The sequence below is a fragment of the Actinomadura sediminis genome, from assembly GCF_042675525.1.
Lineage (GTDB): Bacteria > Actinomycetota > Actinomycetes > Streptosporangiales > Streptosporangiaceae > Spirillospora > Spirillospora sediminis.
In genome coordinates this window covers 28,709-52,888 of record NZ_JBHTJA010000048.1, presented here as the reverse complement: position 1 = coordinate 52,888, position 24,180 = coordinate 28,709, and the positions used below count along the sequence as shown (strand labels likewise).

The window sequence follows — 24,180 nt, the reverse complement described above, 5'->3', positions numbered from 1 at the left end:
GGGGCCGCCAGGCGTCCGTGAACGCCTCGGCGGCCTCCGGGGCGGCGTGCACGCCGCGGACGGGCCCGGGCAGGACGCCCGCCAGTTCGCCGGCCGCGTCCGGCGGGCAGCCGAGCAGCGGCGGGCGCGGCGGCGTCCACAGCGCGACGCCCTCGACGCGGCCGCCGCGGGTCCAGCGGGCGAACAGGACGTCCTCGCGGTCGCCGGGTTCCAGGGCGCGCATCGTGGCGGTCACCGTGAGCGGCACCGTGTGGACGGCCGGGTCGGCGTGCATGAACGGTCCGGCGTCGGAGAGGAAGGTGTCGAGGTCGCGCGTCAGCGTCCAGCCCATCCCCCCAGTCTGGACGGCGCCGTGCCGCCCGCGCACCCGGATATCCGGTCGTCCGCCCGGGCCCGGCGCCCTACGATCGCGCCATGGAGTTCGAGGTGCGGGCGGCGCGCGACGGTGATCTGGCGGGCCTCCCGGAGATCGAGCGGAGCGCGGACGGGGTGTTCCGGCCGCTCGGCATCGTGTTCCCGCCCGGCCCCACCGTGATCGAGGAGCTGATCGGGACGGACGCCGACATCATCGTCGCGGGGGACCCGCCGGTGGGCTTCGCCGCGGTCCGGGACGTCGACGGCGCGGCGCACCTGGAGCAGATCGCCGTCCGCGCGGACCTCACCGGCCGGGGCATCGGCGTGCCGCTGCTGCGGGCCGTCCGCGCGCGGGCGGCGGAGGCGGGGGCGCCGGGCGTCAGCCTGCTGACGTTCCGGGACGTCCCGTGGAACATGCCCTGGTACGAGCGGCACGGGTTCGCCGAGCTGCCCGGAGAGCGCTGGGGGCCGGGCCTGCGGGCGCACTGGGACGCCGAGGTGGAGGCGGGCCTGCACCGGCTGGGCCCCCGCGTCGTCATGTGGGCGCCCGCCCGCTGACGCGCCTCCGCCTCAGCAGCCGGTGGCCCGCCCACAGCACCGGCGGCAGGAGGAGCAGCGCGACGAGCGGGGCCAGGATCGCCAGCAGGCTCATGCCCAGCGACGCGGCGTCCTCCGCGGTGCTGACGACCGGCGCGCCGAAGCCGAACGTGCCCCCGTCGATCACCGGGCGCACCGACGCCTTGACGGCGTGCACCGCCAGGGCGGCCACGATGCCGAGCACCCACCCGATCCAGGCGTGCTCCTGCATGAACGACGACGTCGCGACCCGCCCGTCCAGCCGTTCCGCCGCGTCCGTGGCGGCGAAGACGGCCCCGCCCGCCGCCGGGCGGACGAGCGTCTGCACGGCGTCGTTGACGGTGTCGACCGCGGGGATCTTGTCCAGGACGACCTCGGCGGCGAGCAGCACCGCGAGGCCCGCAAGGACCCACCCGTTCGTCAGCCACCCGAACTCGGCGGGCAGCCGGACGACGTCGGTGAAGCGGGCGAGGAACCCGACGACGAGCATCGGGATGTAGGCGTTCAACCCGGCGGCGGTCGACAGGCCGAGGCCGGTCAGTGTCGCGAGCATCGTCCGGAGTCCCCCGTATCGTTGTTGCCCTAGGACGTGGGCGGCCCCACCCGGGTTCCGGGGCGGCGCCCGGCACAACAGGACAGGGGGGACGATGACGAGCCCGGGGGCGTGGCTGCGGGATCTGCGGGGTCGGCTCGGCGACCGGACGCTCTCCGTGGCGGCGCTGGTCGTGCTGGTGGCGGTGGCGGTCGTCCCGCTGGTGGCGCTGCCGGCGGTGCGGTGCGAGGTGTTCGGGAGCGGCTGCCGGGAGCCCGTGCCGGACCTCCGCGCGGACCGGGTCGTGGCGCGCACGCCGTCCGTGACCCCCGTCCAGGCGGCCGTCCGGGGCGGGTACGTGGCGCTCGGCGACTCCTACTCGTCCGGGCTCGGCGCCGAGGGCACCGTCGCCGACCGCAACCCGCTGAACCGCTGCCACCGGACGTCCGAGGCGTACTACCACGGGGTCGCGGCGGCGTTCGACTTCGCCGGGGGCAGCGCGTTCTGGGCGTGCTCCGGGGCGACCACCGCCGACGTGCTGGACGGCAAGGGCGGCGAGCCCCCGCAGATCGGCCGGATCGGCGCCGGCACCAGCCTGGTCACGATCAGCATCGGCGGGAACGACGTCGGCTTCTCCAAGATCCTCGCGGGCTGCGTGGTCAAGCTGCCGTGGAGCGACGCCTGCACCGAGCAGGGCGTCGACATCGCGGCGCGGATGGCCGAGCTGCGGCAGGACCTGCCCGCCCTGATCGACCGGCTGCGGGAGCGGGCGCCGCGGGCCCGGATCGTCCTGATGGGCTACCCGAAGGCGTTCTCCGAGGTGAAGGGCGCGGCCGGGGACAACATCACGGTCGGCGACCAGCGGTGGCTGAACGCCCGCACCTACGAGCTGGGCGAGCTGATCGAGAAGGCGGCCGCCGAGGCCGATGCGGAGATCGCGGCCGCGGGCGCGCCCGGCAGCGTCGAGTTCGTGGACGCCTACAGCGCGTTCGCCGGTCATGAGGCGGGCAGCCGCGACCCGTACATGAACGGGCTCACGGTCGACCTGGCCGCGTTCAAGGCCGAGCCGCGCAGCTTCCATCCGACCGCCAAGGGCCACGACGCCCTGGCGCGGCTGTTCGTCGACCAGATCAAGAAGGGCCCCGGGCGCCCCCTCACCTGAGTCGCGCGCACCGCCCCGCCGGGCTCGGGGTGACGGGCCACGGCGAAACGGGCATGAATGGACGGACTGGGAGGTTCCGATGTCCGTCACGCTGGCCCTCGCCGGAGACACGATGCTGGGCCGCGGCGTCGCCGAACGCGTCGCCGCCGACCCGCGCGGGCTGTTCTCCGGCGAGGTGCGCGAGGCCGTCGCCGGGGCCGACCTCGCCGTCCTGAACCTCGAATGCTGCGTGTCCGACCGCGGGCGGCGGTGGGACCCGGCCCACAAGGCGTTCCACTTCCGGGCGCCGCCGGCCGCCGCCGACGCCCTCGCCGGGTTGGGCGTCGACTGCGTCACCCTCGCGAACAACCACGCCCTCGACTACGGGCCCGACGCCCTGTCCGACACTCTCGGCCACCTCGCCGCCGCGGGCGTCCGGACCGTCGGCGCCGGACGGACCCCGCAGGAGGCGCGGGCACCGGCCGTCCTGGAGGCGGGCGGGCTCCGGCTGGCGGTCCTCGGCGTCACCGACCACCCCGCCGACTTCGCCGCCGCGCCCGGCCGTCCGGGCGTCGCCCACGCCGACCTGGAGAACGGCGTGCCCGCGTGGCTCCTCGACCTCGTCCGGGACCTTCGCGCCTCCTGCGACGCCGTCCTGGTGACCCCGCACTGGGGTCCGAACATGACGTCCGAGCCCCTCCCGTACGTGCGGCGGGCCGCCGCGGCGTTCGTGGAGGCGGGCGCCACGCTGGTCGCCGGGCATTCCGCCCACGTCTTCCACGGCGTCGCCGGGCCGGTCCTGTTCGACCTCGGCGACTTCATCGACGACTACGCCGTGAACGGGTTCCTCCGCAACGACCTCGGGCTGCTCTTCCGCGTCACCCTGGACGCGCGCGGCCCGTCCGGCATCGAGGCGGTCCCGCTCCGCCTCGACTACGCCCGCACCCGCCTCGCCGTCGGCGCCGACCGGGCGTGGATCGAGGGCCGCCTCACCGACGCCTGCGCGGCGTTCGGCACCCGCGTCGCGGCGGGGGCCGGGAACGGCCCCCTCACCATCGTGCCGTGATCACCGCGTGACCGCGCCGTCCTCCCCGCGCCCGCGTTCAAGGGCGGAGGACGATCGAGCGCGGGGGTTCGGGCGACTCCACCGTGACCTCCCCGGACTCCGGGTCGTGGAAGCCCTGCGCGACGAGCCCGCCGTAGTCGTACGTCCCCTGCCGCCCCTGGACGAGGCGGACGGCCCACACCGCGCCGCGGCTGCCCGGACGCTCGCGCACGAGCGCCCGCGCGAGCTCCTCCATCGCCCGCCGCGGGTCGGCGCCCGCCCCGCCGGGTCCGACGCGGCGCCCGGCGGGGTCGAGCACGTGCCAGCTGAACAGGTCGCCGCCGCTCGGCACCGTCATCGGGCTCCCCTCACCGTCTTCGCGTCCCGCCCCGGCGGTCGGGGCTCCCCCCGAGCCCCCGACCGCCGGGCCGGCGGACCGCGCGGGACGCCGGACGGACGGCCGTCCGGCGCGCACCGGTCCCGTACCGGGACAGGACCGGCCCCGTCCGGCCGACGCCCATCCTGGCGGGAGCGGCGCCCGGCCCGCATCGGTAGGTGCACCGATCGAGGTACCGATTTCGGAGGCCCCGGGCCCGAGGCCCTACCGACGCCGTATGTTCGTCCGCAACCTGACGATCACGGTAGCCGTCAGTGACTCGGTCATTACAATTCAGGTGACCCCTGATGTGCCGGGCTTCCGGCGGTAGCTGACTTGGAGGCGGCCGTGGCGCGGAGCGCGACGCTGGAACGACAGACCGGACGCCTGCCCGCGGAGCTCACCAGCTTCATCGGCAGGAAGGCGGAGCTGGAAGAGGTGCGGCGGCTGATCGACGGGCACCGGCTGGTCACGCTGACCGGGCCGGGCGGGGTCGGCAAGACCAGGCTGGCGGTCCGCGTCGCGACCGGGGCGCGGGACGCCTTCGCCGACGGCGTCCGCTTCGTGGGGCTGTCCGGGCTGACCGAGCCGACGCTGCTGGCGCAGTCGGTCTGCGACGCGCTCGGCGTCGGCGAGGGCGCCGAGCCCGCGGCGGCGCGGCTCGCCGACCATCTGGCCGACCGCTCGCTGCTGCTCGTCCTCGACACCTGCGAGCACCTGGTGGACGAGTGCGCGATGCTGGCCGAGGCGCTGCTGGCGGCCGCGCCCGGGTTGCGCGTCCTGGCGACCAGCAGGCAGCCGCTGGACGTCCTGGGCGAGTGCGCCTTCCCCGTCGCGCCGCTGGCCCGGCCGAGGACGGGCGGGGAGGAGGGCCCGGCCGGGGCGCCGGACGGCGAGGAGTGCGACTCGGTGAAGCTGTTCGCCGAGCGCGCGGCCGCGACCGTCCAGGGCTGGACGCTGACGCGCGGCGACCGTGACGCCGTCATGCGCCTGTGCGACCGGCTCGACGGCATCCCGCTGGCGATCGAGCTCGCCGCGGTGCAGCTGCGGACGTTCTCGCCGGACCAGGTGCTCGGCCGGCTCGGCACCCGCCTGTTCCAGGTCCGCGGCAGGCGCACGGGCCTGCCGCGCCACCAGACGCTGCGCGCCGCCGTCGACTGGAGCCACGAGCTGTGCTCGCCCGAGGAGCGGCTGCTGTGGGCGCGGCTGTCGGTGTTCGCCGACGACTTCGACCTCGACGGCGCCGAGGACGTCTGCTCCGGCGACGGGCTCGCGGCCGACCGGGTCGCCGAGGTGCTGACGGGCCTGCTGGAGAAGTCGATCGTGCAGCGCGCCGACCGCGGCGGCCGGGTCCGCTACCGGATGCTCGACACCCTGCGCGAGTACGGCGCCGAGCGGCTGGCCGAGCGCGGCGAGGAGGACCGGCTGTGGCGGCGCTGCCTCGACCGTTACGTGGCGCTGCTGCGCCGCGCCCGCGCGGAGCTGCACACCGCGGAGCAGGCGGCCTGGCTCGAATGGTTCGCCGGGGAGCGCGCGAACGTCCGGGCCGTCCTCGGCCGTCTCCTGCCGACGGCGGACGACGACGCGGTCCGGAAGGCGATGGCCGCCCTCGGCCGGTTCTGGACGCTGCACGGGATGGTGGGGGAGGGGCGGCACTGGGCGGCCAGGGTGCTGGAGACCCGCGACACGACCGCGCCGGGCTGGTCGGAGGTCGTGACGATGAGCGCCCTGACGATGGTGCTGCAGAACGACCTCGCCGTGGCGGGCGGGCTGCTGGACCGGGCGCTCGCGCAGGCCCGCGCGGAGGACGACCGCGCCGGCGTCGCCACCGCGCTGCTCGCGCAGGGCGTCGCCGCGCTGTTCGCGGGCCGCACCGAGGCGGCGCTGCGGCTGCTCGGCGAGGCCGGCGACCACTATCGCGACACCGGCCACGACGACGTGCTGGCCCCGCTCGTGGACGTCTTCCGCGGCCTGGCCCACATGTTCGGCGACGACTTCGCGGCGGCCGTCGCGGACGCCGACCGGGCGGTGCGGCACGGCGAGGAGCGGGGGGAGCTGTGGGTGCGGTCCTACGGGATGCTGGTGTGCGGGCTGGCGCTGTGGCTCGCCGGCGACCTGGACGAGTCGCTCGCCCGGCTGCGCGGGGCGCTGCGCATCAAGCGCGACCTGGACGACGGGCTGGGCATGACGCTGGGGCTGGAGGGGGTCGCGGGATGCCTGTGCAGCCGGGGCGAGCACGCCCGCGCCGCCCGGCTCCTCGGCGCCGCCGACCGGATGCGCGAGTTCACCCAGACGTCCTGGTTCGGCCCGCAGCACGCGCTGCTCCGCGAGGTGTACTGCGGGGAGGCGGTCGCGGCGCTGGGCGAGGAGCGGTACCGCGCGGCCTTCGCGGAGGGCGAGGCGCTGCCCACGGCGTCCGCGATCGACGACGCACTCGGCGACACCCCGGACGCCCGGGACGCCCGGGACGGCGCGGCCGGGGGCGGCACCGCCCCGGCCGCGCCCGTTACGGACGGGCGGACGGGCGGGGCCGCGCAGGCGGGGCGCCCGCTGACCGGGCGGGAGCTGGAGGTCGCGGCCCTGATCGCCGAGGGGCTGTCCAACCGCGACATCGCCGCACGGCTGACGATCGCCAAGCGGACCGCCGACTCGCACGTCGAGCACATCCTCGCCAAGCTCGGCTACTCCTCGCGGGCGCAGGTCGCCGCGTGGATCGCCGCGCGGGACGCCTGACCGCGCGCCCGGGCGGGGCCGCCGCCCCGGGCCCGCCGCGATCTCCGCGGCGGGCCCGGGGGCGGGTCAGCGCAGGTCGCCGGCCTCGTGCAGCCGGTCGAAGATGATCTGGTCGACGGGGGAGACCCGGTCGCGGTCGCGGTACGACAGCCAGCCGACCTCTTCGATCTCGTTGCGCGGCACGGGGGTGCCCCGGTGGTCGGCGGTGTAGCAGGTCATCCGGACGGTGACGCCGCACGCGTGCCCGTGCGCCCGCGCGCGGAACGTCCCGAAGTGCCGGACGGTGTCGGGCTCGATGGCGACGGCGAGCTCCTCCTCGATCTCGCGGACGAGGGTGTCGAGGTCGGTCTCGCCGGATTCGCGCTTGCCGCCCGGAAGGTAGTAGACGTCCTTGCCGCGCGATCGCGTGCCGAGGACCCTGCCGTCCTCCAGGTGAATCCACGCGATCTTGTCGATGGTCTTGATCAAGCCGGTTCCCCCGGTCGGTCGCCGTCGTTCGTCCCCCGCTCCATCATCGCAATTCTCACGACCCGGCGCCTTCGAGTTCGAGCCCGGGGCCGTCCCGATTCGGGGCCTGGAGCGGACATCCGGAACGGACGGGACGCGCCCGTGCGGGCCGACGGCCTCCGGGCTTACTCCCGCGATGTCGTTTTGACTCCTCCGGTTAACGTAACCTGACCGCAAAGCAAGCCCCTGACCAGCGCAAAGCCATGCTCGGCAGGCGGACGGCGCTCGCTGGGCAACTCCCCGGCAGACCCCTTGACGGAGGCCCCCTTGTGCGACTTCGACGAGCCTGACCTCTTCACGGACGAGTCCCTCATCGACGACCCCCACCCCTACTACGACCGCCTGCGGGGGAAGTGCCCGGTCCAGATCGAGCCCCACCACGGAGTGGCCGCGGTGACCGGCTACGACGAGGCCGTCGCCGTCTTCCGGGACCACTCGGGCTACTCGTCGGTCAACGCGGTGACCGGACCGTTCCCGGGCCTGCCGTTCGAGCCGGAGGGCGACGACATCGGGGCGCTGATCGAGAAGTACCGCGATCACTTCCCGATGAACGAGCACCTGGTGACGCTGGACCGGCCGCAGCACACCGCGCACCGGGCGCTGCTGCGGAAGCTGCTGACCCCGCGGCGGCTGCAGGAGAACGAGGCGTTCATGCGGCGCCTGGCGGACCGCCAGATCGACGAGTTCTTCGAGCGGGGCCGGTGCGAGCTGATGGGCGACTACGCCAAGCCGTTCTCGCTGCTGGTCATCGCGGACCTGCTGGGCGTCCCGGAGGAGGACCACCGGAGTTTCCGGGCGCAGCTCGCCGGCGGGTCGGCCCCCCTCGAGAACGGCGAGGTGCCGATCGCCAACCCGCTGGAGTTCCTGGAGGAGCGCTTCACCGCCTACGTCGAGGACCGCCGCCGCGAACCACGCGAGGACGTGCTGACCTCGCTGGCCACCGCCCGCTTCCCGGACGGCACGCTGCCGGAGGTGGCCGAGGTGGTCCGGGTCGCCTGCTTCCTGTTCGCGGCCGGGCAGGACACCACGGCGCGGCTGCTCACCTCCGCGTTCCGGATCATCGCCGACCGGCCCGACCTGCAGCGGCTGCTGCGCGACGAGCGCGACCGCGTCCCGGTGTTCGTCGAGGAGACGCTGCGGATGGAGAGCCCGGTCAAGAGCGGCTTCCGGCTCGCCCGGACGCCGACGACGCTCGGCGGCGTCGACGTCGCCCCCGGGACGACGGTCATGGTGCTCAACGGCGCGGTGAACCGCGACCCCGCGCGGTTCGAGTGCCCGCACGAGTTCCGCGTCGACCGCCCCAACGTGCGCGAGCACCTGGCGTTCGGACGCGGCGTCCACTCCTGCCCGGGCGGTCCCCTCGCCCGCATCGAGGCCCGCGTCAGCATCGAGCGGTTCCTGGACCGCACGTCCGACATCACCGTGAGCGAGGCCCGGCACGGGGCGCCCGGCGACCGCCGCTACTCCTACGAGCCGACCTACATCCTGCGCGGCCTCAACGAGCTGCACCTGGAGTTCGCGCCGGTCCCGGAATCGTGAACGCGGCGCCCGGGGTGCCCGGACGGGCGCGGCCGGGCACGGCCGGTCAGCCCTCGGTGATCCGGTTGAGCCGCTCCACGGCGTCGGCGAACTCCTGCACCATGTCGTAGACCACCTGGCGGGCGGGCTTGACGGTGTTCATCAGCCCGACGCACTGGCCGACGAAGTAGTTCGCGAGCTGCCGGGCGCCCGGGCCGCCGGACTCGGCGACCTTGTTGATCTGCCGCATGGCCCCCTCGGCGACGATCATCTGCAGCGGCATGCCGAGGGCGCCCGGGCTCGCGGGGCCCTCCCACTCGTCCGTCCAGGCCGACCGGAGCTGCCGTGCGGGCTTGCCGGTGCGGGACCGGGAACGGACGGTGTCGCGCGACGTCGCGGCGAGCATCTTCTCCTTGACCGGGGGCGGGGTCTCGGCCTCCTCGGTGGTGAGCCAGACCGAGCCGCACCAGACGCCGGAGGCGCCGAGCGCCAGGGACGCGGCCATCTGCCGGCCCGTCGCGATGCCGCCCGCCGCGAGGACGGGGACGGGCGCGACCTCGTCGACGATCTCGGGGACCAGGACCATCGTGGAGATCTCGCCGGTGTGCCCGCCGGCCTCCCCGCCCTGCGCGACGATGAGGTCGGCGCCCGCGGCGACCTGCCGGCGGGCGTGCTCGGCGGTGCCGACGAGCGCGGCGACCGGGACGCCCGCCGCGCGGGCCCTCTCCACCATGAGCGGCGGGGGAGTGCCGAGCGCGCTGGCGATGAGCCCGATGGGATGGGCGAGGGACACGTCGATCAGCTCGGACGCGCCCCGCTTCGTCACCTGCGTGCCGCCGCGGGCGTTCGAGCGCTTCGCCTTCTCGAAGTCCGGCGGCGGGACGTCGTACTTCTCGAAGAGGCCCGCGAGGAACGCCCAGTGCTCCGCGGGGATCGCGGCGAGCATGTCGTCCAGGCCGCCGCCCCGCTCGGCCGACTCGTCGATCTTGCCGGGGACGAGCACGTCCACGCCGTACGGCCGTCCGCCGACGTGGTCGTCGATCCAGCGGAGCTCCTCCTCGAGGCGGTCGGGCGTGTAGGCCACCGCGCCGAGGACGCCGAAGCCGCCCGCGTTGGTGACGGCGGCGACGACGTCGCGGCAGTGGCTGAAGGCGAACAGGGGGAACTCGATGCCGAACCGGCGGCAGACCTCGGTGTCCATGCCCGGCACGCTACTAAGCCGAATGTCATTCGGTCCAGGGGCGGAACAGCATGTACGACTCGCCCTCCTCCGGGTGGACGAACGCCGCGCGCAGCGGGAGCCCCTCGCGCAGGGTCGCGCGGTCCACGCCGTCCAACCGGGCGTGCAGCCACGGACCCTCGGCCAGTTCGACGAGCGCGAGGAACACGGGGGGCGGGACGGTGCCGTCCTCGGCGGGACGGCCGTGCGTGACGGTCCAGGAGACGAGGGACGCCTCGCCGCTCGCGTCCGCCCAGCCGAGCTCCTCGCTCCCGCAGCGGGGGCAGTCGCCCGCGTCCGGGGCGAGCCGGTGCTCGCAGGCCGTGCAGCGCCTGAGCACGAGCCGGCCTTCGGCGGCGCCGTCGAAGAAAGGGTCGGTGCGGCCGTCGCGCCGCAGAACGCCGATGTCCATCGGGTCAGGCTCCCTTCGGGTGCGGGCTGACGATCAGCGTGGAGTGGTGGTCGAGGATGCCGCCGTTGCCGCTGACGAGGATGACGTCGTTGGCCGGCGCCTGCCGTTCGCCGCCGTCCCCGCGGGCCTGGATCACGGCCTCCGACAGCGGCGTCATGCCCCACATGTAGTACGCCGACAGCTGCCCGCCGCCGGTGTTGGTCGGCAGCGACCCGCCGGGCCCGAGGGCGCCCGACGCGGCGAACGCGCCGCCCTCGCCCTTGGCGCAGAAGCCGTAGTCCTCCAGCGACACGAGGACCGTGTAGGTGTAGCAGTCGTACAGCTCGCACACGGTGACGTCCGCCGGGGTGACGCCCGCCATCTTCATCGCGGTGGCCCCGGACGCCGCGGCGCCCGTGGTGAGGCCCCACTCGCTGCCGCGCTCCTTGCGGTGCCCCGGGTGGCCCTGCCCCCACCCCCACAGGTGGACGGGCGGACGGGCGAGGTCGCGGGCCCGCTCGGCGGACGTGACGATCACCGCGATCGCGCCGTTGGAGACCAGGCAGCAGTCGAGCAGGTGCAGCGGCTCGGCGACCCAGCGCGAGCTCTGGTGGTCGTCGAGGGTGATCGGGTCGCGCATCTGCGCGAGCGGGTTGCGCGTCGCCCACTCCCGCGTCGCGACGGCGATCGCGCCCAGCTGCTCGCTGGTGGTGCCGTAGCGGGCCATGTGCCGCTGCGCCGCGAGCGCGTAGAACGCGTTGACGCTGCGCAGGCCGAGCGCGGCCGTCATCCCGCCGAACCCGTACCACTCGCGCGCGTCGCGGTGGTACGCCGCGCCGGACGACTGCCTCGGTTTGAGCGGCGCGTCCGCGAACACGCACGCCACCGCGGACGCGGCGCCGCTGCGCACCGACATCGCCGCGTAGGAGATCATCGCCCCGGCCGTCGCGCCGAACGCGTTCATCTGCGTCAGCAGCCGCAGGTCCCGCATGCCGAGCGTGTCGGCCAGCTCGATGCCGGGGGATCCGCCCAGCCCGTGGCTGACGATCAGCCCGTCCACGTCGGACGGCGCGAGGCCCGCGTCGGCCGCGGCGAGCCGCACCGCGTCCGCGGCGAGCCGGCGCGGGCTGCGTCCGTACACCTTGCCCAGCTCGGTCATGCCGAGCCCTGCGATCGCCGTGCCGTCACCCATCGGTCGTGCATCCCTCCCGCGTGTCCATCCGGCCACGGTACCGAATCGCGTTCGGTGCGGGGGCGGGCGGGTCGGGCGGGGCGGTGCGGAAGGCGCTCCGGTACGCCTGCGGCGACGCGCCGACGGCGCGCGCGAAGTGGGCCCGCAGCGTCACCGCCGACCCGTACCCGCACTCGGCGGCGATCCGCTCGACCGGCAGGTCCGTCGTCTCCAGCAACTGCTGCGCCCGCCGCACCCGCGTCCGTGCGAGCCACCGCAGCGGCGTCGTCCCCGCCTGCTCGCGGAACCGGCGGCTGAGCGTCCGCACGCTGACGGACGTGTGCCGCGCGATGTCGTCCAGCGTCAGCGGCCGGTGCAGGTTCGCCTCCAGCCACGCCAGGACGGGCTGCAGCGCCGTGCCGGCGTCCGCCGGGTCCGCGTGCCGGATGAACTGCGCCTGCCCGCCGTCCCGCTGCGGCGGCATGATGATCCGCCGGGCGGTGCGGGCGGCGGTCGCCGCGCCGTGGTCCCGCCGCACGACGTGCAGGCACAGATCGACCCCCGCCGCGACGCCGGCCGAGGTGAGCACCGCGCCCTCGTCGACGAACAGCACCGCCGGGTCGACCTCGACCCGCGGGTACCGCCGGGCCAGCCGCCGGGCGTACATCCAGTGGGTGGTCGCGCGCCGCCCGTCCAGCAGCCCGGCGGCGGCCAGGACGAACGCGCCGACGCAGATGGACGCGACGCGCGCGCCCCGGGCGGACGCGGCGCGCAGCGCGTCCAGCACCTCGCCCGGCGGTTCGTACGGGTCGTCGTGGCCGGGGACGACGATGGTGTCGGCGCCCGCGAGCGCGTCGAGCCCGAACGGGCTCTCCACCCGCATCCGGCCGAGCACGCCCGACGTCGCCGCGCCGTCCGGCCCGGCGCACACGCGCACCTCGTACAGCGGGACGCCCCCGTCGGTGGTGGTCGTCCCGAACACCTGGCCCGGGACGGCCAGATCGAACGGCACGACCCCGTCCAGAGCGAGGACCGCGACGACGTGGGGGGCGGAGGAGCGCGGGGCCGGGAGTGGCATGGCCAGAACGTAGCGCATATCGGCAGGGCAGCCACTGGCGGGGACGGCCCGTGCGGTCGGACGATCGATGCCGTCATCGTCCGACCGACAAGGAGACCGACATGGGCGACTTCTTCGCCGAGTTCGACGCCCCCGACACCGACCTGACCCGCCGGGCCTACGACCACGTCTTCGCGACCGGGACCGCCGCGCTCGCCGGGCACAGCGTGCGGGCCTACCTGTTCGGCCGTGCGCTGGGGGAGAGACGGGGCCTGCGGCCCGGCACCGACTACGACGACGAGGCGCTCCTGCTGGCCTGCCTGCTGCACGATCTCGGCCTCACCGAGGGCGGGGACGGAGACCAGCGGTTCGAGGTGGACGGCGCCGACCGCGCCGCGTCGTTCCTGCGGGACCGCGGCATGGACGAGGAGCGGGTGCGGGTCGTGTGGGAGGCGATCGCCCTGCACACCAGCCAGGGGATCGCGCACCGGATGCGTCCCGAGATCGCGCTCACCCACGCCGGGTCCGGCGCCGACGTCCTCGCGTTCGGTGCGGACGCCCTTCCGGACGGGTTCGCCGACCGGGCGCACGCGGCGTTTCCCAGACTGGACGCCGGCCGGGAGCTGAGCGACACGGTCGTCGGGCAGATCGCCCGGGACCCGCGCAAGGCCCCGTTCGGCTCGTTCCCCGCCGCGATGGCGGCCGAGGCCGGCGTCGACGTGCGTGCGCCGCGGTGGTCCGACCTCCTCGCGCGGGCCTGGGAGGGCACGGCGTAACGGGCGAGCTGCGACGAGCAGGCTGTGACGGGCGGGCTGGCACGGGCGGGCGTGACGGGTGGGGGCCGGCTCATGCGCCCCCGCCCCGCCCCTCGACGCGAAGACGCCCGCGCCTCCCTCGACAGGGGGACGCGGGCGCCGTGACGCGGACGCGCGGGGAGGTCAGGAGGCCAGGACGGCCTGCAGGAAGTCCCGCGTGCGCTGCTCGGTGGGCTCGCCGAAGATCTGGTCCGGCGGGCCCTCCTCGACGATCTGGCCCTGGTCGAACATCAGGACCCGGTCGGAGATGTCCCTGGCGAAGTGCATCTCGTGCGTGACGCACAGCAACGTCAGGTCGCTCTCGCGGGCGATGTCGCGCAGCAGGTCCTGGACGCCGACGACCAGCTCGGGGTCGAGCGCCGAGGTGACCTCGTCCAGCAGCAGCACCCTGGGCTGCATGGCGAGCGCGCGGGCGATCGCGACCCGCTGCTGCTGGCCGCCCGACAGCCTGCTCGGGTGGGCGTTCTCCTTGTCGGCCAGGCCGACCAGGTCCAGCAGGCCGCGGGCCCGCTCGACGGCCTCGTCCTTGGACACCCCCAGCACCCGCACCGGCCCCTCGGTGAGGTTGCGCAGCACGTTCATGTTGGGGAACAGGTTGAACTGCTGGAACACCATGCCGACCTGCTTGCGCATCTCGTGCAGGTGCTTCTCGTTGGCCGGGACGCGCTTGCCGCCCTTGTCCATGTGCCACAGGGTGTTGTCGCCGATCCAGATGACGCCCTCGTCGAGCTTCTCGAGCGTCATCAGCAGCCGCAGGATCGTGGTCTTGCCGGACCCGGACGGCCCGATGAGCGTCACCCGCTCGCCGGGCTCCACGGTGAAGTCGAGCTCGCGGAGCACGACATTGCCGCCGAACCGCTTGACCACCTTCTCGAAGCGGATGCCCGGGGCACCGCTCTGCGGCAGCTTCGCGACCTCGTCGAACGCCGCGCCCTTGCGGACGCCGCTCGCGGGCGCGTCCCCCTTCGCCGCCGGGACGCCGTCGGTCTCGTCGGGGTTCGGGGCTTCCGGTGTGGTGTCAGTTGGTGGCATAACGCCTCTCCAGGCGGCGGACGATGATCGAGGAGAACACGCTGACCACGACGAAGATCAGTCCGGCGACGGTCAGCGGCTCCAGGTACTTCAGGGTCTTGGCCCCTTCGTCGAACGCGACGAAGAGCACCTCGTGGACGCTGATCGCCAGCAGCATCGGGGTGTCCTTGAACGTCGCGATCAGGTAGTTCCCGAGGGTCGGGATGACCCGCCGGACCGCCTGCGGCAGGATCACGTCCAGCCACACCCGCGACCTCGGCAGGTTGAGCGCGGTGCAGGCCTCCCACTGCCCCTTCGGGACGTCGGCGATCCCCGCCCGGTACACCTCCGCCGTATAGGTGGAGTAGTGGACGCCGAGCGTGATGATCCCCGCGGTGAGCGACTCGAGCGTCAGGCCCCAGTCCGGGAAGACGAAGTAGACGAAGAACAGCTGCGGGATCAGCGGCGTGGACCGGATGAACTCGGTCACCCACCGTGTCGTCTGCCGGACGACCACGTTGGGCGCCCTCCGCAGCAGCGTCCACACGAGCCCGAGGACCAGGGCGATCGCGTACGCGATCAGCGTCGCCAGGACCGTGACCCGCAGTCCTTCGAGCAGCGCCGGGAAGACGTCCACGGCGAATTCGGTGTCCCACTGCATCAGCCGGTCACCCCCGCCCCGGGCGCGCCCGCCGCGACGGACTCGAGCGACGGCTCGTGACCGCCCCGGCGGCCGAGCATCCGGTCGACACGGCGCTCCGCGAAGCGGACGAACAGCTGCAGGAGCTGCGCGATCACGAAGTAGAACACGAGGACGACGGAGAAGACCATGATGGTCTCACCGAGGCTGCTCTGCAGGTTCTTCGACACCCTCGTCAGGTCGACGAGGCCGATCAGGGAGACGATGGCCGTCGCCTTCATCAGCTCGATGAGCAGGTTGCCGAACGGGGGCAGCATGAGCGCGACGCCCTGCGGCAGCAGGACGCGCACCATCCGCTGGAACGGCGTGAAGTTCAGCGCGATCGCGGCCTCGTACTGGGCCTTGGGCACCGCGTTGATCGCGCCGCGCACGACCTCCGCCCCGTACGCGCCGACGTTCAGGCCGAGGGCGAGCACCGCCGCGAGCAGCGGGGTGAACCGGAAGCCCACGAGGGGCAGCGCGTAGAAGAACCAGTACAGCAGCACCAGCGCCGGCGTCCCGCGGAAGAACTCGACGTAGACGCGGTTGAGGACCCGCACCCAGGCATGGCGCGAGGTGCCCGCCAGGCCGAAGGCCAGGGCGAGCACCAGCGCCAGCAAGGCGCCCAGGACGGTGAGCTGAACGGTCGTTACCGCGCCCTCGAGCCACTGGTCGTTGCTGAGGACCTCGGACACGGATCAGCCCTTGCAGAACTTGGCGGCCGTGTCGTCCGGGCCGGGCATCTCCGCCTCGGTGAAGCCGAACGGCTGGAGGATCGGCAGCAGCTTGCCGCCGTCCTTCAGCTTCTTCAGCTCAGCGTTGAAGGCGTTCAGCAGTTCGGTGTCGGCCTTGCGGAACCCGAACGCGCCCGCGCCGAACTGCTCCTTGCCGTCGACGACGGGCGTGAACGCGTCGGTGACCTCGAAGCCCTCGCCCTCGTGCTTGGACAGCAGGTCGGCCAGCGAGATGCGGGTCAGCCAGATCGCGTCGATGCGGCCGGACTTGAGGGCGGAGTAGGCGCTCGCCTGGTCGGGGAAGGTCTGGATGTCCTTCACGCCGAGGCTCTTGGCGTAGCCCTGCTCGACGGCACCGGTCAGGACGCCGACCTTCGCGTTCTCGGCCGCGAGGCTCTTGCCGTCCGTCAGGCCCTTCGGGTTGCCTTCCTTGACCATGAGGGCGCTCTTGGCGACGTACTCGGGATCGGAGAACGCCACCGACTGGCAGCGCTCGGGGATGATGAACATGCCGGCGGCGATGACGTCGAAGCGCTTGGCGTTCAGCCCGCCGATCAGGCCGCCGAAGTCGACCTGGACTCCCTCCATCTCCTCGATGCCGAGGTTCTTGAAGATGACGCGGGCGAGCTCGGGGGCCTCACCGGTCAGCTTCCCGGAGCTGTCGGTGAAGCCGTACGGGGCCTCGTTGGCGAAGCCGACCTTGATCTTGCCGGCGTCCTTCGCCTTCTGGAGCGTGCCGCCGCCGCTCGCCTCGGTCTCCGGGTCCGTCGTGGAGCAACCCGCCGCGGCGAGCGGCACCGCGGCGGACAGCAGAACGGCGGAGCGAAGGAAATCGCGTCGTGAGGAAGTCATCGTTGAACTCCTGCATTGGGGGGTGGTGTGCGTCGCGCCCGCGGAGACGATATGCCTCCGCGGGCGCGACCACCGTGGTCGGGTTATGGAATTGTTACGCCCATCGGGTCAGTCGCGAACGGGGGTGAAGTCGCGCGCGCCGATGAACGTGGGGCGGGGTGAAGGCGCCGAGAAGGGCTCGACGCACGTGTTCTCGACGCTGTTGAACACGATGAACACGTTGGAGCGCGGGAACGGGGTGATGTTCCCGTTGGAGCCGTGCATGCAGTTGCAGTCGAACATCGTCGCCGAGCCGGCGGGCCCGGTGAACAGCTCGATGCCGTGCTTGTCGGCCAGGATGGAGAGGCTGTTCGGGTCGGGAGTGCCGATCTCCTGGTTACGGAGGGACTCCTTGTAGTGGTCGGCGGGAGTTTCCCCGACGGCCGCCACGAACGTCTTGTGCGAGCCCGGCATGATCATGAGGGCGCCGTTGTGGACGAAGTTCTCGGTCAGCGCGATGGAGATGCTCACCGCGCGCATCCGAGGCATGCCGTCCTCCGCGTGCCAGGTCTCGAAGTCGGAGTGCCAGTAGAAGTCCTTACCGGTGAAGCCTGGCTTGTAATTGACCCGGCTCTGGTGAACGTAAACGTCCGAGCCGAGGATTTGCCGGGCCCGGCCAACGACCCGGGGGTCCTTGACCAGGGAGTTGAAGACTTCGCTGATCTTGTGGACTTCGAAGATGGACCGGACCTCGTTGGAGCCGCGCTCGGTGACCGTGCGCTCGTCGGCCAGGATCTCCGGGTCGTTCGACAGCCGGCGCAGCTCGGCGCGGTAGTCCTCGACCTCCTCCGGCGCGAGCAGCTGGTCGACGTTCAGGAACCCGTTGGTCTCGAAGGAGTCGAGCGTCGCCTCGTCGATGGGGCCGTCGCCCGGACTGCCGTAGACGACCGGATCCTGTCGGTACAGGAGCGCGGCCTCCGCCCCCTTACGGGTGGGGTAGGCGTCGTCGATCGTCGGGTGGCTCTCGATGATGCTCATGCGTCCTCCTCTGTGAGCAGCGGATAGACCCCGTTCTCGTCATGGACCTCCCGGCCGGTCACGGGCGGGTTGAACACGCAGACCGTCTTGACGTCCGTGTGCGCCCGAAGGGTGTGGTGCTCGTGCTCGTTCAGCAGGTACATGACGCCGGGCTCGATACGGTGCTTCTCGCCGTTCTCGTGGTTGATCAGCTCCCCTTCGCCCTCGATGCAGTAGACGGCCTCGACGTGGTTGGCGTACCACATCTTCGTCTCCGTCCCGGCGTACAGGACGGTCTCGTGCATCGAGAACCCCACGCCCTCCTTGGCCAGCACGAACCGGCGGCTGTGCCACGTGGGCGCCTGAACATCGCGCTCCGTGCCGATGATCTCCTTCAGGGAACGAACGATCATGAATCTCCTCTTTCGATCGGCGGGGGGCGGCCGGTGACGGCCCCGGGCGGGCCCGTCCGGGACGGGCCCGCGGACCCCGTGCGGGACGGTCGGTCAGACCGTCACGGTCGAGCGGACGGCCTCGACGGAGTCGGCGATGATCTCCAGGCCGCGGCCCAGCTCGGCCTCGGTCACGGTGAGCGGCGGCAGCAGCTTGACCACCTCGCCCTCCGGACCGGAGGTCTCCATCAGCAGCCCGCGCTTGAACGCCTCGCCGCAGACCTTGGGGGCCGTCTCCGGGTCCTTCATGACCAGACCCCACGCCAGGCCGCGGCCGCGCACCGAGTCGACGGCGCCGGCGTGCGACAGCGCGATCTCCTCCAGGGCCGCCTGGACCTGCTGGCCCTTGGCGATGGTCTGCTTCTCCATGCCCTGGCCGGCCCAGTAGTCCTCCAGGGCGCCGACGGCGGTGACGAACGCGGGGTTGAAGCCGCGGAACGTCCCGTTGTGCTCGCCGGGCTCCCAGACGTCCAGCTCGCGCCGCATCAGCGTCACCGCGAACGGCAGCCCGTAGCCGCTGAGCGACTTGGACAGGCAGACGATGTCCGGGGTGATCCCGGCCTCCTCGAAGGAGAAGAACGGGCCGGTGCGGCCGCAGCCCATCTGCACGTCGTCGACGATCAGCAGGATCTCGTGCCGGCGGCACAGCTCCTGCAGGCCGCGCAGCCACTCGGCGGTGGCCACGTTGATGCCGCCCTCGCCCTGCACCGTCTCGACGATCACCGCGGCGGGCTTGTCGAGGCCGCTGCCGCTGTCGTCCAGCATCGTGTCGAACAGCAGGAAGTCGGGCGTGCGGCCGTCGAGGTAGTTGTCGTAGGGCATCGCGACGCCGTGGCCGAGCGGGACGCCGGCGCCGGTGCGCTTCATCGAGTTGCCGGTGACCGCCAGCGCCCCCAGCGTCATGCCGTGGAAGGCGTTGGTGAAGCTGACGACGGTCTCGCGGCCGGTGTACTTGCGGGCGAGCTTGAGGGCGGCCTCGACCGAGTTGTTGCCCGCCGGACCGGGGAACTGGACCTTGTAGTCCAGGCCCCGCGGGGACAGCACGTACTCGTTGAAGCGTTCCAGGAAGTCCCGCTTGGCCGAGGTGTACATGTCCAGGCTGTGGACGATCGAGTCGCTCGCCAGGTAGTCGATGAGGCGCCGTTTCAGCTGCGGGTTGTTGTGCCCGTAGTTCAGCGTGCCCGCACCGGCGAAGAAATCGAGGTAGGTGCGGCCGTTCTCATCGGTCATGTGGCTGCCCTGCGCGCTGGTGAACACCGTGGGCCACCCCCGGCAGTAGCCGCGGACTTCCGATTCCATACGGGCGAACGTGTCCATGATCTGCCTCCGGCAGGTTGGGATGGAGTGAGAGCGGGATGAAGAATCGTGCTCAGTCGGCGACGGTGATCGGGCCGATCCGGAAGAGCACCTCGGGCTCGTGTCCCCCGTCGGGGAAGTGCTCCGCGCCGAACAGCGGGCTGCGGACGAGCTCGCATCCCCGGGCCCGCGCGAACGACTCGAACATCGCGGTGGACGCGGCGTTGTCCGGGGTGACGGTGGCCTCCATGTACCGGTGGCCGCGGCCGGCGAGGCGGTCGGCGAGGTCGTCGAGCATGCGGCGGGCCAGGCCCTGCCCGCGGTGGTCGTGATCGACCGCGACCTGCCAGACGAAGAACGTGTCGGCACTGGACGGGCGGGTGTAGCCGGTGATGAAGCCGCAGGCCGTGCCGCCGTCGCGGGCGACGACGGAGGTGTCGGCGAAGTCGCGGCACCAGAGCGTGTAGCTGTACGGCGAGTTGACGTCCAGGACCTTGGAGTCCCGGGCGAGCCGCCACATCTCGGGCCCGTCGGTAAGGCTGGGCTCCTGGAGTCGCACGTCCTCGTTCGTCTCGTTCGCGTCCGGGCGTCGGGTCGGTGTTTCCAGGGATTGCGCTGCCATGTCCAGGCAACTTAGCGAATCTCGGCCCGTGATCGCAGAGTAATGTTATGTGCGAGATGTTTAGCGAGGCCGCGCAGTGGGTATGGTGATACGCTTAACAATTTCGGGGGAAAATTAGCGGGTGCGGCGGCGGTTCCGAGGCGCCATTTCCCCGCGATACGCAGGAGGTACTGCCGACTGCGGCTCCGGAGGCGTCGATCGCCTTCCTGAAAGGAAGCTTAATGTCCTGTCATCGCTTGGACGGGCATTTTGTGTATCGGTTGTGTGAGGTAAGTCACATAGATTTAACGTCAACGTCCGGAGTGCGGCGGGCGTCACGTCGGCCCGGGCCGGGAGGGGCCTTCATCACGCCTGGTGGGGCGGGTGGGGGAGGTGGCGCCGGCGCGGGTTCTGGGAGGGGCGCGGCCTGCCCTGCAAGCCCCCGAAGGGCTTACCTCGGCGCCAGGGTGAACGTATGGAGAGGTAAGGCGATCGGAGGTTTCGGTCGCTCTGGACGTTCGCCGGGACGGGATTCGGTCACCGTGGTCCGGGCGGGCTTCGGACGAGCCGTTACCGAGGTTGGAGATGGACCGTAATCGGGGGGAGGGCGGAGAAGACGGCGAGGACGGGACGGGGGAGCGGGCGCCGGGTACGGGGCGGCGGGTACGGGGCGGCGGGGATACGGGGCGGCGGGGACGGGCCCCGGCGGTTCGGAGCCCGTCCGGGGGTTCAGCGGTCGCGGGCGAACTTGTCGGTCGCCTCGATCAGGTGGTGCAGGATTCCCGGCTCACTGTAGGCGTGCCCGGCGTCGTCCACGATGTGGAAGTCCGCCTCCGGCCACGCGCGGTGCAGATCCCACGCCGTCGCGACGGGCGTGCACATGTCGTAGCGGCCCTGGACGATGACGGCCGGGATGTGCCGGATCTTGTCCACGTCCCGGATCAGCTGATCCTCTTCGAAGAACCCCTCGTTGACGAAGTAGTGGTTCTCGATCCGGGCGAACGCCACCGCGTAGTCGGGCTCGCCGAAGCCGCCCGCCAGCTCCTCGTCGGGGCGCAGCGTGAGCGTCGACCCCTCCCACGTCGACCAGGCCCGGGCGGCCGCCACCCGCACGTCGCGGTCGGCGGAGTTCAGCCGCTCGTGGAACGCGGAGATGAGGTCCTCGCGCTCGTCCTCCGGAATCGGCTCGACGTACCGCTCCCACAGGTCGGGGAAGATCAGCGACGCGCCCTCCTGGTAGAACCAGTACAGCTCGAACGGCCGCAGCGTGAAGATGCCGCGCAGCACCAGCTCGGTGACGCGCTCCGGGTGCGTCTGCGCGTACGCCAGCGCCAGCGCGCTGCCCCAGCTCCCGCCGAAGACGAGCCAGCGGTCGATTCCCAGATGTTCGCGGAGCCGCTCCATGTCGGCGACGAGGTGCCAGGTCGTGTTCGCCTCCAGCGACACCTCCGGGTCCTTGGCGTGCGGTTCGCTCCGGCCGCAGTTGCGCTGGTCGAACAGCACGATCCGGTACGCCTCGGGATCGAACTGCCGCCGGTGCGCGGGGCTGCACCCGCCACCCGGCCCGCCGTGCAGCATGACGGCGGGCTTGCCGTCCGGATTGCCGCAGACCTCCCAGTAGACGCGGTTGCCGTCACCCACGTCGAGCAGCCCGGAGTCGTACGGCTCGATCGGCGGGTACAGGGTGCGAAGCTCCATGGCCCGGATTCTCGCACTCGCGCGCGCCCGCGCGTGCGACCGGCCCGGCGCGCCCGTTCGCCGCTCGGCCGTTTCGACGCCCGTGTGCACGTTCGTCCGGTCTTCCGGGGGCGCGCCGGGGTGGCGTTCGGGTGTGAGTCATGGCACCGTCCGTGGGAGCCGGCACGGCCCCGCCCGGGGCCGTGATAGGTGGTTGATCAGGCGCGCTGCGTGCGTGAACACCGGAACGGGACCACGAAACTAAACCCCAAACTGGGCAAACGTTTCGCCGGTCCGGACTAGAGTGCCTTCCGTGAGCGAAGCGACGAGCCTGCGGGCGAGGAGTGAAGCGAGCGCCATGTCCACGGGCGGCCCCGCGCACACGACGTGCACACCAGCCCCGCGAACGCGGCCCCGTGCCGCCAGTCGAGGAGAGCAGTGAGCGAGCTGAACGGATCGGGTGGTTCGCGCGGAGTCCCGGAGTCGGGCTCCCCCTGGCCCGCGATGGGACGCGACCCGTCGCGCGGGTCGGACGTCTCCGTGCCTGCCGCCCAGCAGCCGATCCAGATGACCAAGGCGGACCTGCCCGGCGAGACCGCCCGGCCCGAGCCCGAGCAGCCCGAGGCGCAGCCCTGGGACATCGTCGAGCGCCTCCGCCAGATGGCCGACCTCATCGGCGACGCGCTCGCCGCCGGGGAGCGCAAGGTCACCGAGGCGCAGAGCGACGCCGCCTCGCAGGTCTCGGCCCTGCAGGCGGAGAAGGAGTCGGCGCAGCGGGACGCGGCGGCGGCGTGGGGCGAGGTCCAGCGTGCGCGCGGGCAGGCCGAGGAGGCCGACCGCCGCGCCGTCGAGGCCGAACGGAAGGTCGCCGAGGCGCAGAACGAGGCCGCCTCGCAGGTCTCGGCCGTCCAGGCGGAGAAGGAGTCGGCGCAGCGGGACGCGGCGGCGGCGTGGGGCGAGGTCCAGCGTGCGCGCGGGCAGGCCGAGGAGGCCGACCGCCGCGCCGTCGAGGCCGAACGGAAGGTCGCCGAGGTCGAGCGGCGCGCCACCGAGGTGCAGAACGAGGCCGTCACGCAGATCGCCGCCCTCCAGACGGAGAAGGAGGCCGCCCAGCGGGACGCGGCCGCCGCCTGGAACCAGGCGCAGCAGGGACGCGCCCAGGCCGACCAGGCGCGCGGGCAGGCCGAGCAGGCCAGGGTCCAGGCCGACCAGGCGCGCGCGCAGGCCGAGCAGGCGCGCACCCAGATGGAGCAGGCGCAGGGCCAGGCCGCGCAGGCGCGAGCCCAGGCGGAGCAGGCCGAACGCCGCGTCGCGGAGGCGGAGGCGACCGTCCGGCAGGCCATCCAGCAGCGCGACGCCATGAGCGAGGCCCGCGACGACGCCCTGCGCGCCGTCGAGGACGCCGTCGGCGGCCGGCGCGCGGCCGAGGCCGAGCGCGACCGCGCCGCCGAGCAGGCCGCCGAGCTGTCGCGGGCGCTGGAGACCGCGCACGCCGAGCTGACCGCGCTGCGCGCGAAGGTCTCCGACGCGGAGATGACCGCGCAGAACCTGCAGCACGCCGTGGTCGCCGCCGGCAAGGAGGCCGACGAGAGCCGCCGCCGCGCCGAGGCCGCCGAGCGCCGCGCGCAGGAGAACGACCGGCGCGCCCAGGACGCCGAGCGCCGTGCCCAGGAGTCCGAGCGGCGCGCCACCGAGGCCCAGCGCCGCGCGGAGGCCGCCGAGGCCGAGCGGCAGCAGGCCCTCGACACCGCCGCGCAGTCGCTGGAGGCGGGCAAGAAGGCCGAGCGGGAGCGCGACGCCGCCACCAAGGCCCGCGAGGACGCCGAGCGGGCCCGCGAGGCGGCCGTGCAGGCGCAGGCCCGCGCGGAATCGGAGCTCACCCTGGCCCGCGGCCGCGCCGACCAGGCCGGCCGGGAACGGGACAAGGCGGTGGCCGGGATGCGCCAGATGGCCGCCGAGCGCGACGCCGTGGCCGAGAAGCTCGCCGAACGCGATCAGTGGGTCGACCAGCTCGCGCAGGCGGTCACCGAGCAGCGCGCCGCGATCGCCGAGCTGTCCCAGGAGCGCGACGCCGCCAAGAACGCCGCCGACCAGGCGCGCTCGCTGATCGACGAGCTGACCCGCCAGCTCCGCACGATCATGCCGACCGCGGCGACGCCCCGCCTCTAGCCGGACGGACGGTCGGGACGGCGCGATGGCGCCGCCCCGACCGCCGCCCCGACCGGCGTCACGATCCGGTACGCCACGGGACCGAACCGTCGGCGCGCGGGCCGCGCCCGGCGGCGCGCGCGTCCACCCCGTCCGCGCCCTGACCAGGAGCGGGACGCCGCCGGACGTTCGACCTCCGGACATCTCACCGGCGCGCGGCTGTTATCCTGGTGGCCCGTGGACAGTGAGCCTTCTCCAGGCTCAACGCGGTACGTCCGCCTCGCAACGACCACGGGAGC

General features: G+C 73.2%; 23 protein-coding genes and 1 pseudogene. 7 read left to right on the top strand and 17 right to left on the bottom strand.

From position 1 onward, the window contains the following. Positions 1 to 331, bottom strand: a pseudogene (locus tag ACFQ11_RS22310) (GNAT family N-acetyltransferase); the annotation flags it as partial. Positions 332 to 414: 83 nt separating this feature from the next. Between ACFQ11_RS22310 and ACFQ11_RS22305 the strand changes: the two are divergent. Beyond that, on the top strand, positions 415 to 912 hold the full coding sequence (locus ACFQ11_RS22305) for a GNAT family N-acetyltransferase (protein WP_378301659.1): 498 nt from the start codon (positions 415 to 417) through the stop codon (positions 910 to 912). Here the strand turns inward: ACFQ11_RS22305 and ACFQ11_RS22300 are convergent. Next, positions 890 to 1,483: a DUF4126 domain-containing protein gene (locus tag ACFQ11_RS22300; RefSeq protein WP_378301657.1), complete on the bottom strand. Its 594-nt coding sequence runs from the start codon at positions 1,481 to 1,483 to the stop codon at positions 890 to 892. The two genes, ACFQ11_RS22305 and ACFQ11_RS22300, sit on opposite strands and share 23 nt — an antisense overlap. A 94-nt stretch (positions 1,484 to 1,577) precedes the next feature. Here ACFQ11_RS22300 and ACFQ11_RS22295 point away from each other — a divergent pair, with 94 nt between their 5' ends. Beyond that, positions 1,578 to 2,624 (top strand): SGNH/GDSL hydrolase family protein, encoded by a 1,047-nt coding sequence (locus tag ACFQ11_RS22295; RefSeq protein ID WP_378301655.1) that lies wholly within the window; start codon positions 1,578 to 1,580, stop codon positions 2,622 to 2,624. 79 nt (positions 2,625 to 2,703) lie between these two features. Continuing rightward, positions 2,704 to 3,669, top strand: coding sequence for a CapA family protein (locus ACFQ11_RS22290; protein ID WP_378301653.1), 966 nt, complete (start codon positions 2,704 to 2,706; stop codon positions 3,667 to 3,669). Between the two features lie 37 nt (positions 3,670 to 3,706). Here the strand turns inward: ACFQ11_RS22290 and ACFQ11_RS22285 are convergent, their stop codons facing one another. Then, entirely contained in the window at positions 3,707 to 4,006 is a 300-nt protein-coding gene (locus ACFQ11_RS22285; RefSeq protein ID WP_378301651.1) for a hypothetical protein, read from the bottom strand. 366 nt (positions 4,007 to 4,372) lie between these two features. Between ACFQ11_RS22285 and ACFQ11_RS22280 the strand changes: the two genes are divergently transcribed. After that, complete coding sequence (locus ACFQ11_RS22280) at positions 4,373 to 6,757, top strand: ATP-binding protein (RefSeq protein WP_378301649.1); 2,385 nt, start codon at positions 4,373 to 4,375, stop codon at positions 6,755 to 6,757. Positions 6,758 to 6,823: 66 nt separating this feature from the next. Here ACFQ11_RS22280 and ACFQ11_RS22275 read toward each other — a convergent pair whose 3' ends face one another. Then, positions 6,824 to 7,225 carry an NUDIX hydrolase gene (locus tag ACFQ11_RS22275; RefSeq protein WP_378301647.1) on the bottom strand — a complete coding sequence of 134 codons (402 nt, stop codon included), beginning with the start codon at positions 7,223 to 7,225 and terminating at the stop codon, positions 6,824 to 6,826. Positions 7,226 to 7,531: 306 nt separating this feature from the next. On the opposite strand from ACFQ11_RS22275, the gene ACFQ11_RS22270 reads away from it, so the two are divergent. After that, entirely contained in the window at positions 7,532 to 8,803 is a 1,272-nt protein-coding gene (locus tag ACFQ11_RS22270; RefSeq protein ID WP_378301645.1) for a cytochrome P450, read from the top strand. Positions 8,804 to 8,849: 46 nt separating this feature from the next. Here the strand turns inward: ACFQ11_RS22270 and ACFQ11_RS22265 are convergent, their stop codons facing one another. The 4 genes from ACFQ11_RS22265 to ACFQ11_RS22250 are packed head-to-tail and all read right to left on the bottom strand — an operon-like array spanning position 8,850 to position 12,641. Then, positions 8,850 to 9,983, bottom strand: coding sequence for an NAD(P)H-dependent flavin oxidoreductase (locus ACFQ11_RS22265; RefSeq protein WP_378301643.1), 1,134 nt, complete (start codon positions 9,981 to 9,983; stop codon positions 8,850 to 8,852). Between the two features lie 25 nt (positions 9,984 to 10,008). Continuing rightward, entirely contained in the window at positions 10,009 to 10,413 is a 405-nt protein-coding gene (locus ACFQ11_RS22260; RefSeq protein ID WP_378301641.1) for a Zn-ribbon domain-containing OB-fold protein, read from the bottom strand. Between the two features lie 4 nt (positions 10,414 to 10,417). Beyond that, on the bottom strand, positions 10,418 to 11,584 hold the full coding sequence (locus ACFQ11_RS22255) for a thiolase family protein (RefSeq protein ID WP_378301639.1): 1,167 nt from the start codon (positions 11,582 to 11,584) through the stop codon (positions 10,418 to 10,420). Next, entirely contained in the window at positions 11,577 to 12,641 is a 1,065-nt protein-coding gene (locus tag ACFQ11_RS22250; RefSeq protein ID WP_378301637.1) for a GlxA family transcriptional regulator, read from the bottom strand. The genes ACFQ11_RS22255 and ACFQ11_RS22250 overlap by 8 nt, the downstream gene beginning before the upstream one ends. Positions 12,642 to 12,742: 101 nt before the next feature. Between ACFQ11_RS22250 and ACFQ11_RS22245 the strand changes: the two genes are divergently transcribed. Next, positions 12,743 to 13,396, top strand: coding sequence for an HD domain-containing protein (locus tag ACFQ11_RS22245; protein WP_378301635.1), 654 nt, complete (start codon positions 12,743 to 12,745; stop codon positions 13,394 to 13,396). Between the two features lie 162 nt (positions 13,397 to 13,558). On the opposite strand, the gene ehuA is transcribed toward ACFQ11_RS22245, so the two are convergent. From ehuA to pip, 9 genes are all read right to left on the bottom strand, one after another. After that, the gene (ehuA, locus tag ACFQ11_RS22240; RefSeq protein ID WP_378301633.1) at positions 13,559 to 14,467 is read right to left on the bottom strand and encodes an ectoine/hydroxyectoine ABC transporter ATP-binding protein EhuA; all 909 of its coding nucleotides are present in this window, start codon (positions 14,465 to 14,467) and stop codon (positions 13,559 to 13,561) included. Beyond that, positions 14,454 to 15,107 (bottom strand): ectoine/hydroxyectoine ABC transporter permease subunit EhuD, encoded by a 654-nt coding sequence (gene ehuD / locus ACFQ11_RS22235; protein WP_378301631.1) that lies wholly within the window; start codon positions 15,105 to 15,107, stop codon positions 14,454 to 14,456. Before ehuD ends, ehuA begins: the two co-directional genes overlap by 14 nt. Then, positions 15,107 to 15,820: an ectoine/hydroxyectoine ABC transporter permease subunit EhuC gene (gene ehuC / locus ACFQ11_RS22230; protein WP_378301629.1), complete on the bottom strand. Its 714-nt coding sequence runs from the start codon at positions 15,818 to 15,820 to the stop codon at positions 15,107 to 15,109. The genes ehuD and ehuC overlap by 1 nt, the downstream gene beginning before the upstream one ends. Positions 15,821 to 15,823: 3 nt before the next feature. Then, the gene (gene ehuB / locus ACFQ11_RS22225) at positions 15,824 to 16,711 is read right to left on the bottom strand and encodes an ectoine/hydroxyectoine ABC transporter substrate-binding protein EhuB (RefSeq protein ID WP_378301626.1); all 888 of its coding nucleotides are present in this window, start codon (positions 16,709 to 16,711) and stop codon (positions 15,824 to 15,826) included. 108 nt (positions 16,712 to 16,819) lie between these two features. Continuing rightward, the gene (gene thpD / locus ACFQ11_RS22220) at positions 16,820 to 17,728 is read right to left on the bottom strand and encodes an ectoine hydroxylase (protein WP_378301624.1); all 909 of its coding nucleotides are present in this window, start codon (positions 17,726 to 17,728) and stop codon (positions 16,820 to 16,822) included. Further along, positions 17,725 to 18,120, bottom strand: coding sequence for an ectoine synthase (locus tag ACFQ11_RS22215; protein ID WP_378301622.1), 396 nt, complete (start codon positions 18,118 to 18,120; stop codon positions 17,725 to 17,727). The genes thpD and ACFQ11_RS22215 overlap by 4 nt, the downstream gene beginning before the upstream one ends. 93 nt (positions 18,121 to 18,213) lie before the next feature. After that, positions 18,214 to 19,476, bottom strand: coding sequence for a diaminobutyrate--2-oxoglutarate transaminase (ectB, locus tag ACFQ11_RS22210; protein WP_378301620.1), 1,263 nt, complete (start codon positions 19,474 to 19,476; stop codon positions 18,214 to 18,216). A gap of 52 nt (positions 19,477 to 19,528) precedes the next feature. After that, positions 19,529 to 20,077 carry a diaminobutyrate acetyltransferase gene (gene ectA, locus ACFQ11_RS22205; RefSeq protein WP_378301617.1) on the bottom strand — a complete coding sequence of 183 codons (549 nt, stop codon included), beginning with the start codon at positions 20,075 to 20,077 and terminating at the stop codon, positions 19,529 to 19,531. Between the two features lie 708 nt (positions 20,078 to 20,785). Beyond that, positions 20,786 to 21,754 (bottom strand): prolyl aminopeptidase, encoded by a 969-nt coding sequence (pip, locus tag ACFQ11_RS22200; RefSeq protein ID WP_378301615.1) that lies wholly within the window; start codon positions 21,752 to 21,754, stop codon positions 20,786 to 20,788. 417 nt (positions 21,755 to 22,171) lie between these two features. Between pip and ACFQ11_RS22195 the strand changes: the two genes are divergently transcribed. Beyond that, positions 22,172 to 23,902, top strand: coding sequence for a hypothetical protein (locus ACFQ11_RS22195; RefSeq protein ID WP_378301613.1), 1,731 nt, complete (start codon positions 22,172 to 22,174; stop codon positions 23,900 to 23,902). The last annotated feature ends 278 nt before the right edge of the window (positions 23,903 to 24,180 follow it).

Coding starts and splice junctions, on each gene's coding strand:
- ACFQ11_RS22305 (WP_378301659.1), top strand. CDS start 415: ATGGAGTTCGAGGTGCGGGCGGCGCGCGACGGTGATCTGGCGGGCCTC.
- ACFQ11_RS22300 (WP_378301657.1), bottom strand. CDS start 1,483: ATGCTCGCGACACTGACCGGCCTCGGCCTGTCGACCGCCGCCGGGTTG.
- ACFQ11_RS22295 (WP_378301655.1), top strand. CDS start 1,578: ATGACGAGCCCGGGGGCGTGGCTGCGGGATCTGCGGGGTCGGCTCGGC.
- ACFQ11_RS22290 (WP_378301653.1), top strand. CDS start 2,704: ATGTCCGTCACGCTGGCCCTCGCCGGAGACACGATGCTGGGCCGCGGC.
- ACFQ11_RS22285 (WP_378301651.1), bottom strand. CDS start 4,006: ATGACGGTGCCGAGCGGCGGCGACCTGTTCAGCTGGCACGTGCTCGAC.
- ACFQ11_RS22265 (WP_378301643.1), bottom strand. CDS start 9,983: ATGGACACCGAGGTCTGCCGCCGGTTCGGCATCGAGTTCCCCCTGTTC.
- ACFQ11_RS22260 (WP_378301641.1), bottom strand. CDS start 10,413: ATGGACATCGGCGTTCTGCGGCGCGACGGCCGCACCGACCCTTTCTTC.
- ACFQ11_RS22255 (WP_378301639.1), bottom strand. CDS start 11,584: ATGGGTGACGGCACGGCGATCGCAGGGCTCGGCATGACCGAGCTGGGC.
- ACFQ11_RS22250 (WP_378301637.1), bottom strand. CDS start 12,641: ATGCCACTCCCGGCCCCGCGCTCCTCCGCCCCCCACGTCGTCGCGGTC.
- ACFQ11_RS22245 (WP_378301635.1), top strand. CDS start 12,743: ATGGGCGACTTCTTCGCCGAGTTCGACGCCCCCGACACCGACCTGACC.
- ehuA (WP_378301633.1), bottom strand. CDS start 14,467: ATGCCACCAACTGACACCACACCGGAAGCCCCGAACCCCGACGAGACC.
- ehuD (WP_378301631.1), bottom strand. CDS start 15,107: ATGCAGTGGGACACCGAATTCGCCGTGGACGTCTTCCCGGCGCTGCTC.
- ehuB (WP_378301626.1), bottom strand. CDS start 16,711: ATGACTTCCTCACGACGCGATTTCCTTCGCTCCGCCGTTCTGCTGTCC.
- thpD (WP_378301624.1), bottom strand. CDS start 17,728: ATGAGCATCATCGAGAGCCACCCGACGATCGACGACGCCTACCCCACC.
- ACFQ11_RS22215 (WP_378301622.1), bottom strand. CDS start 18,120: ATGATCGTTCGTTCCCTGAAGGAGATCATCGGCACGGAGCGCGATGTT.
- ectB (WP_378301620.1), bottom strand. CDS start 19,476: ATGGACACGTTCGCCCGTATGGAATCGGAAGTCCGCGGCTACTGCCGG.
- ectA (WP_378301617.1), bottom strand. CDS start 20,077: ATGGCAGCGCAATCCCTGGAAACACCGACCCGACGCCCGGACGCGAAC.
- pip (WP_378301615.1), bottom strand. CDS start 21,754: ATGGAGCTTCGCACCCTGTACCCGCCGATCGAGCCGTACGACTCCGGG.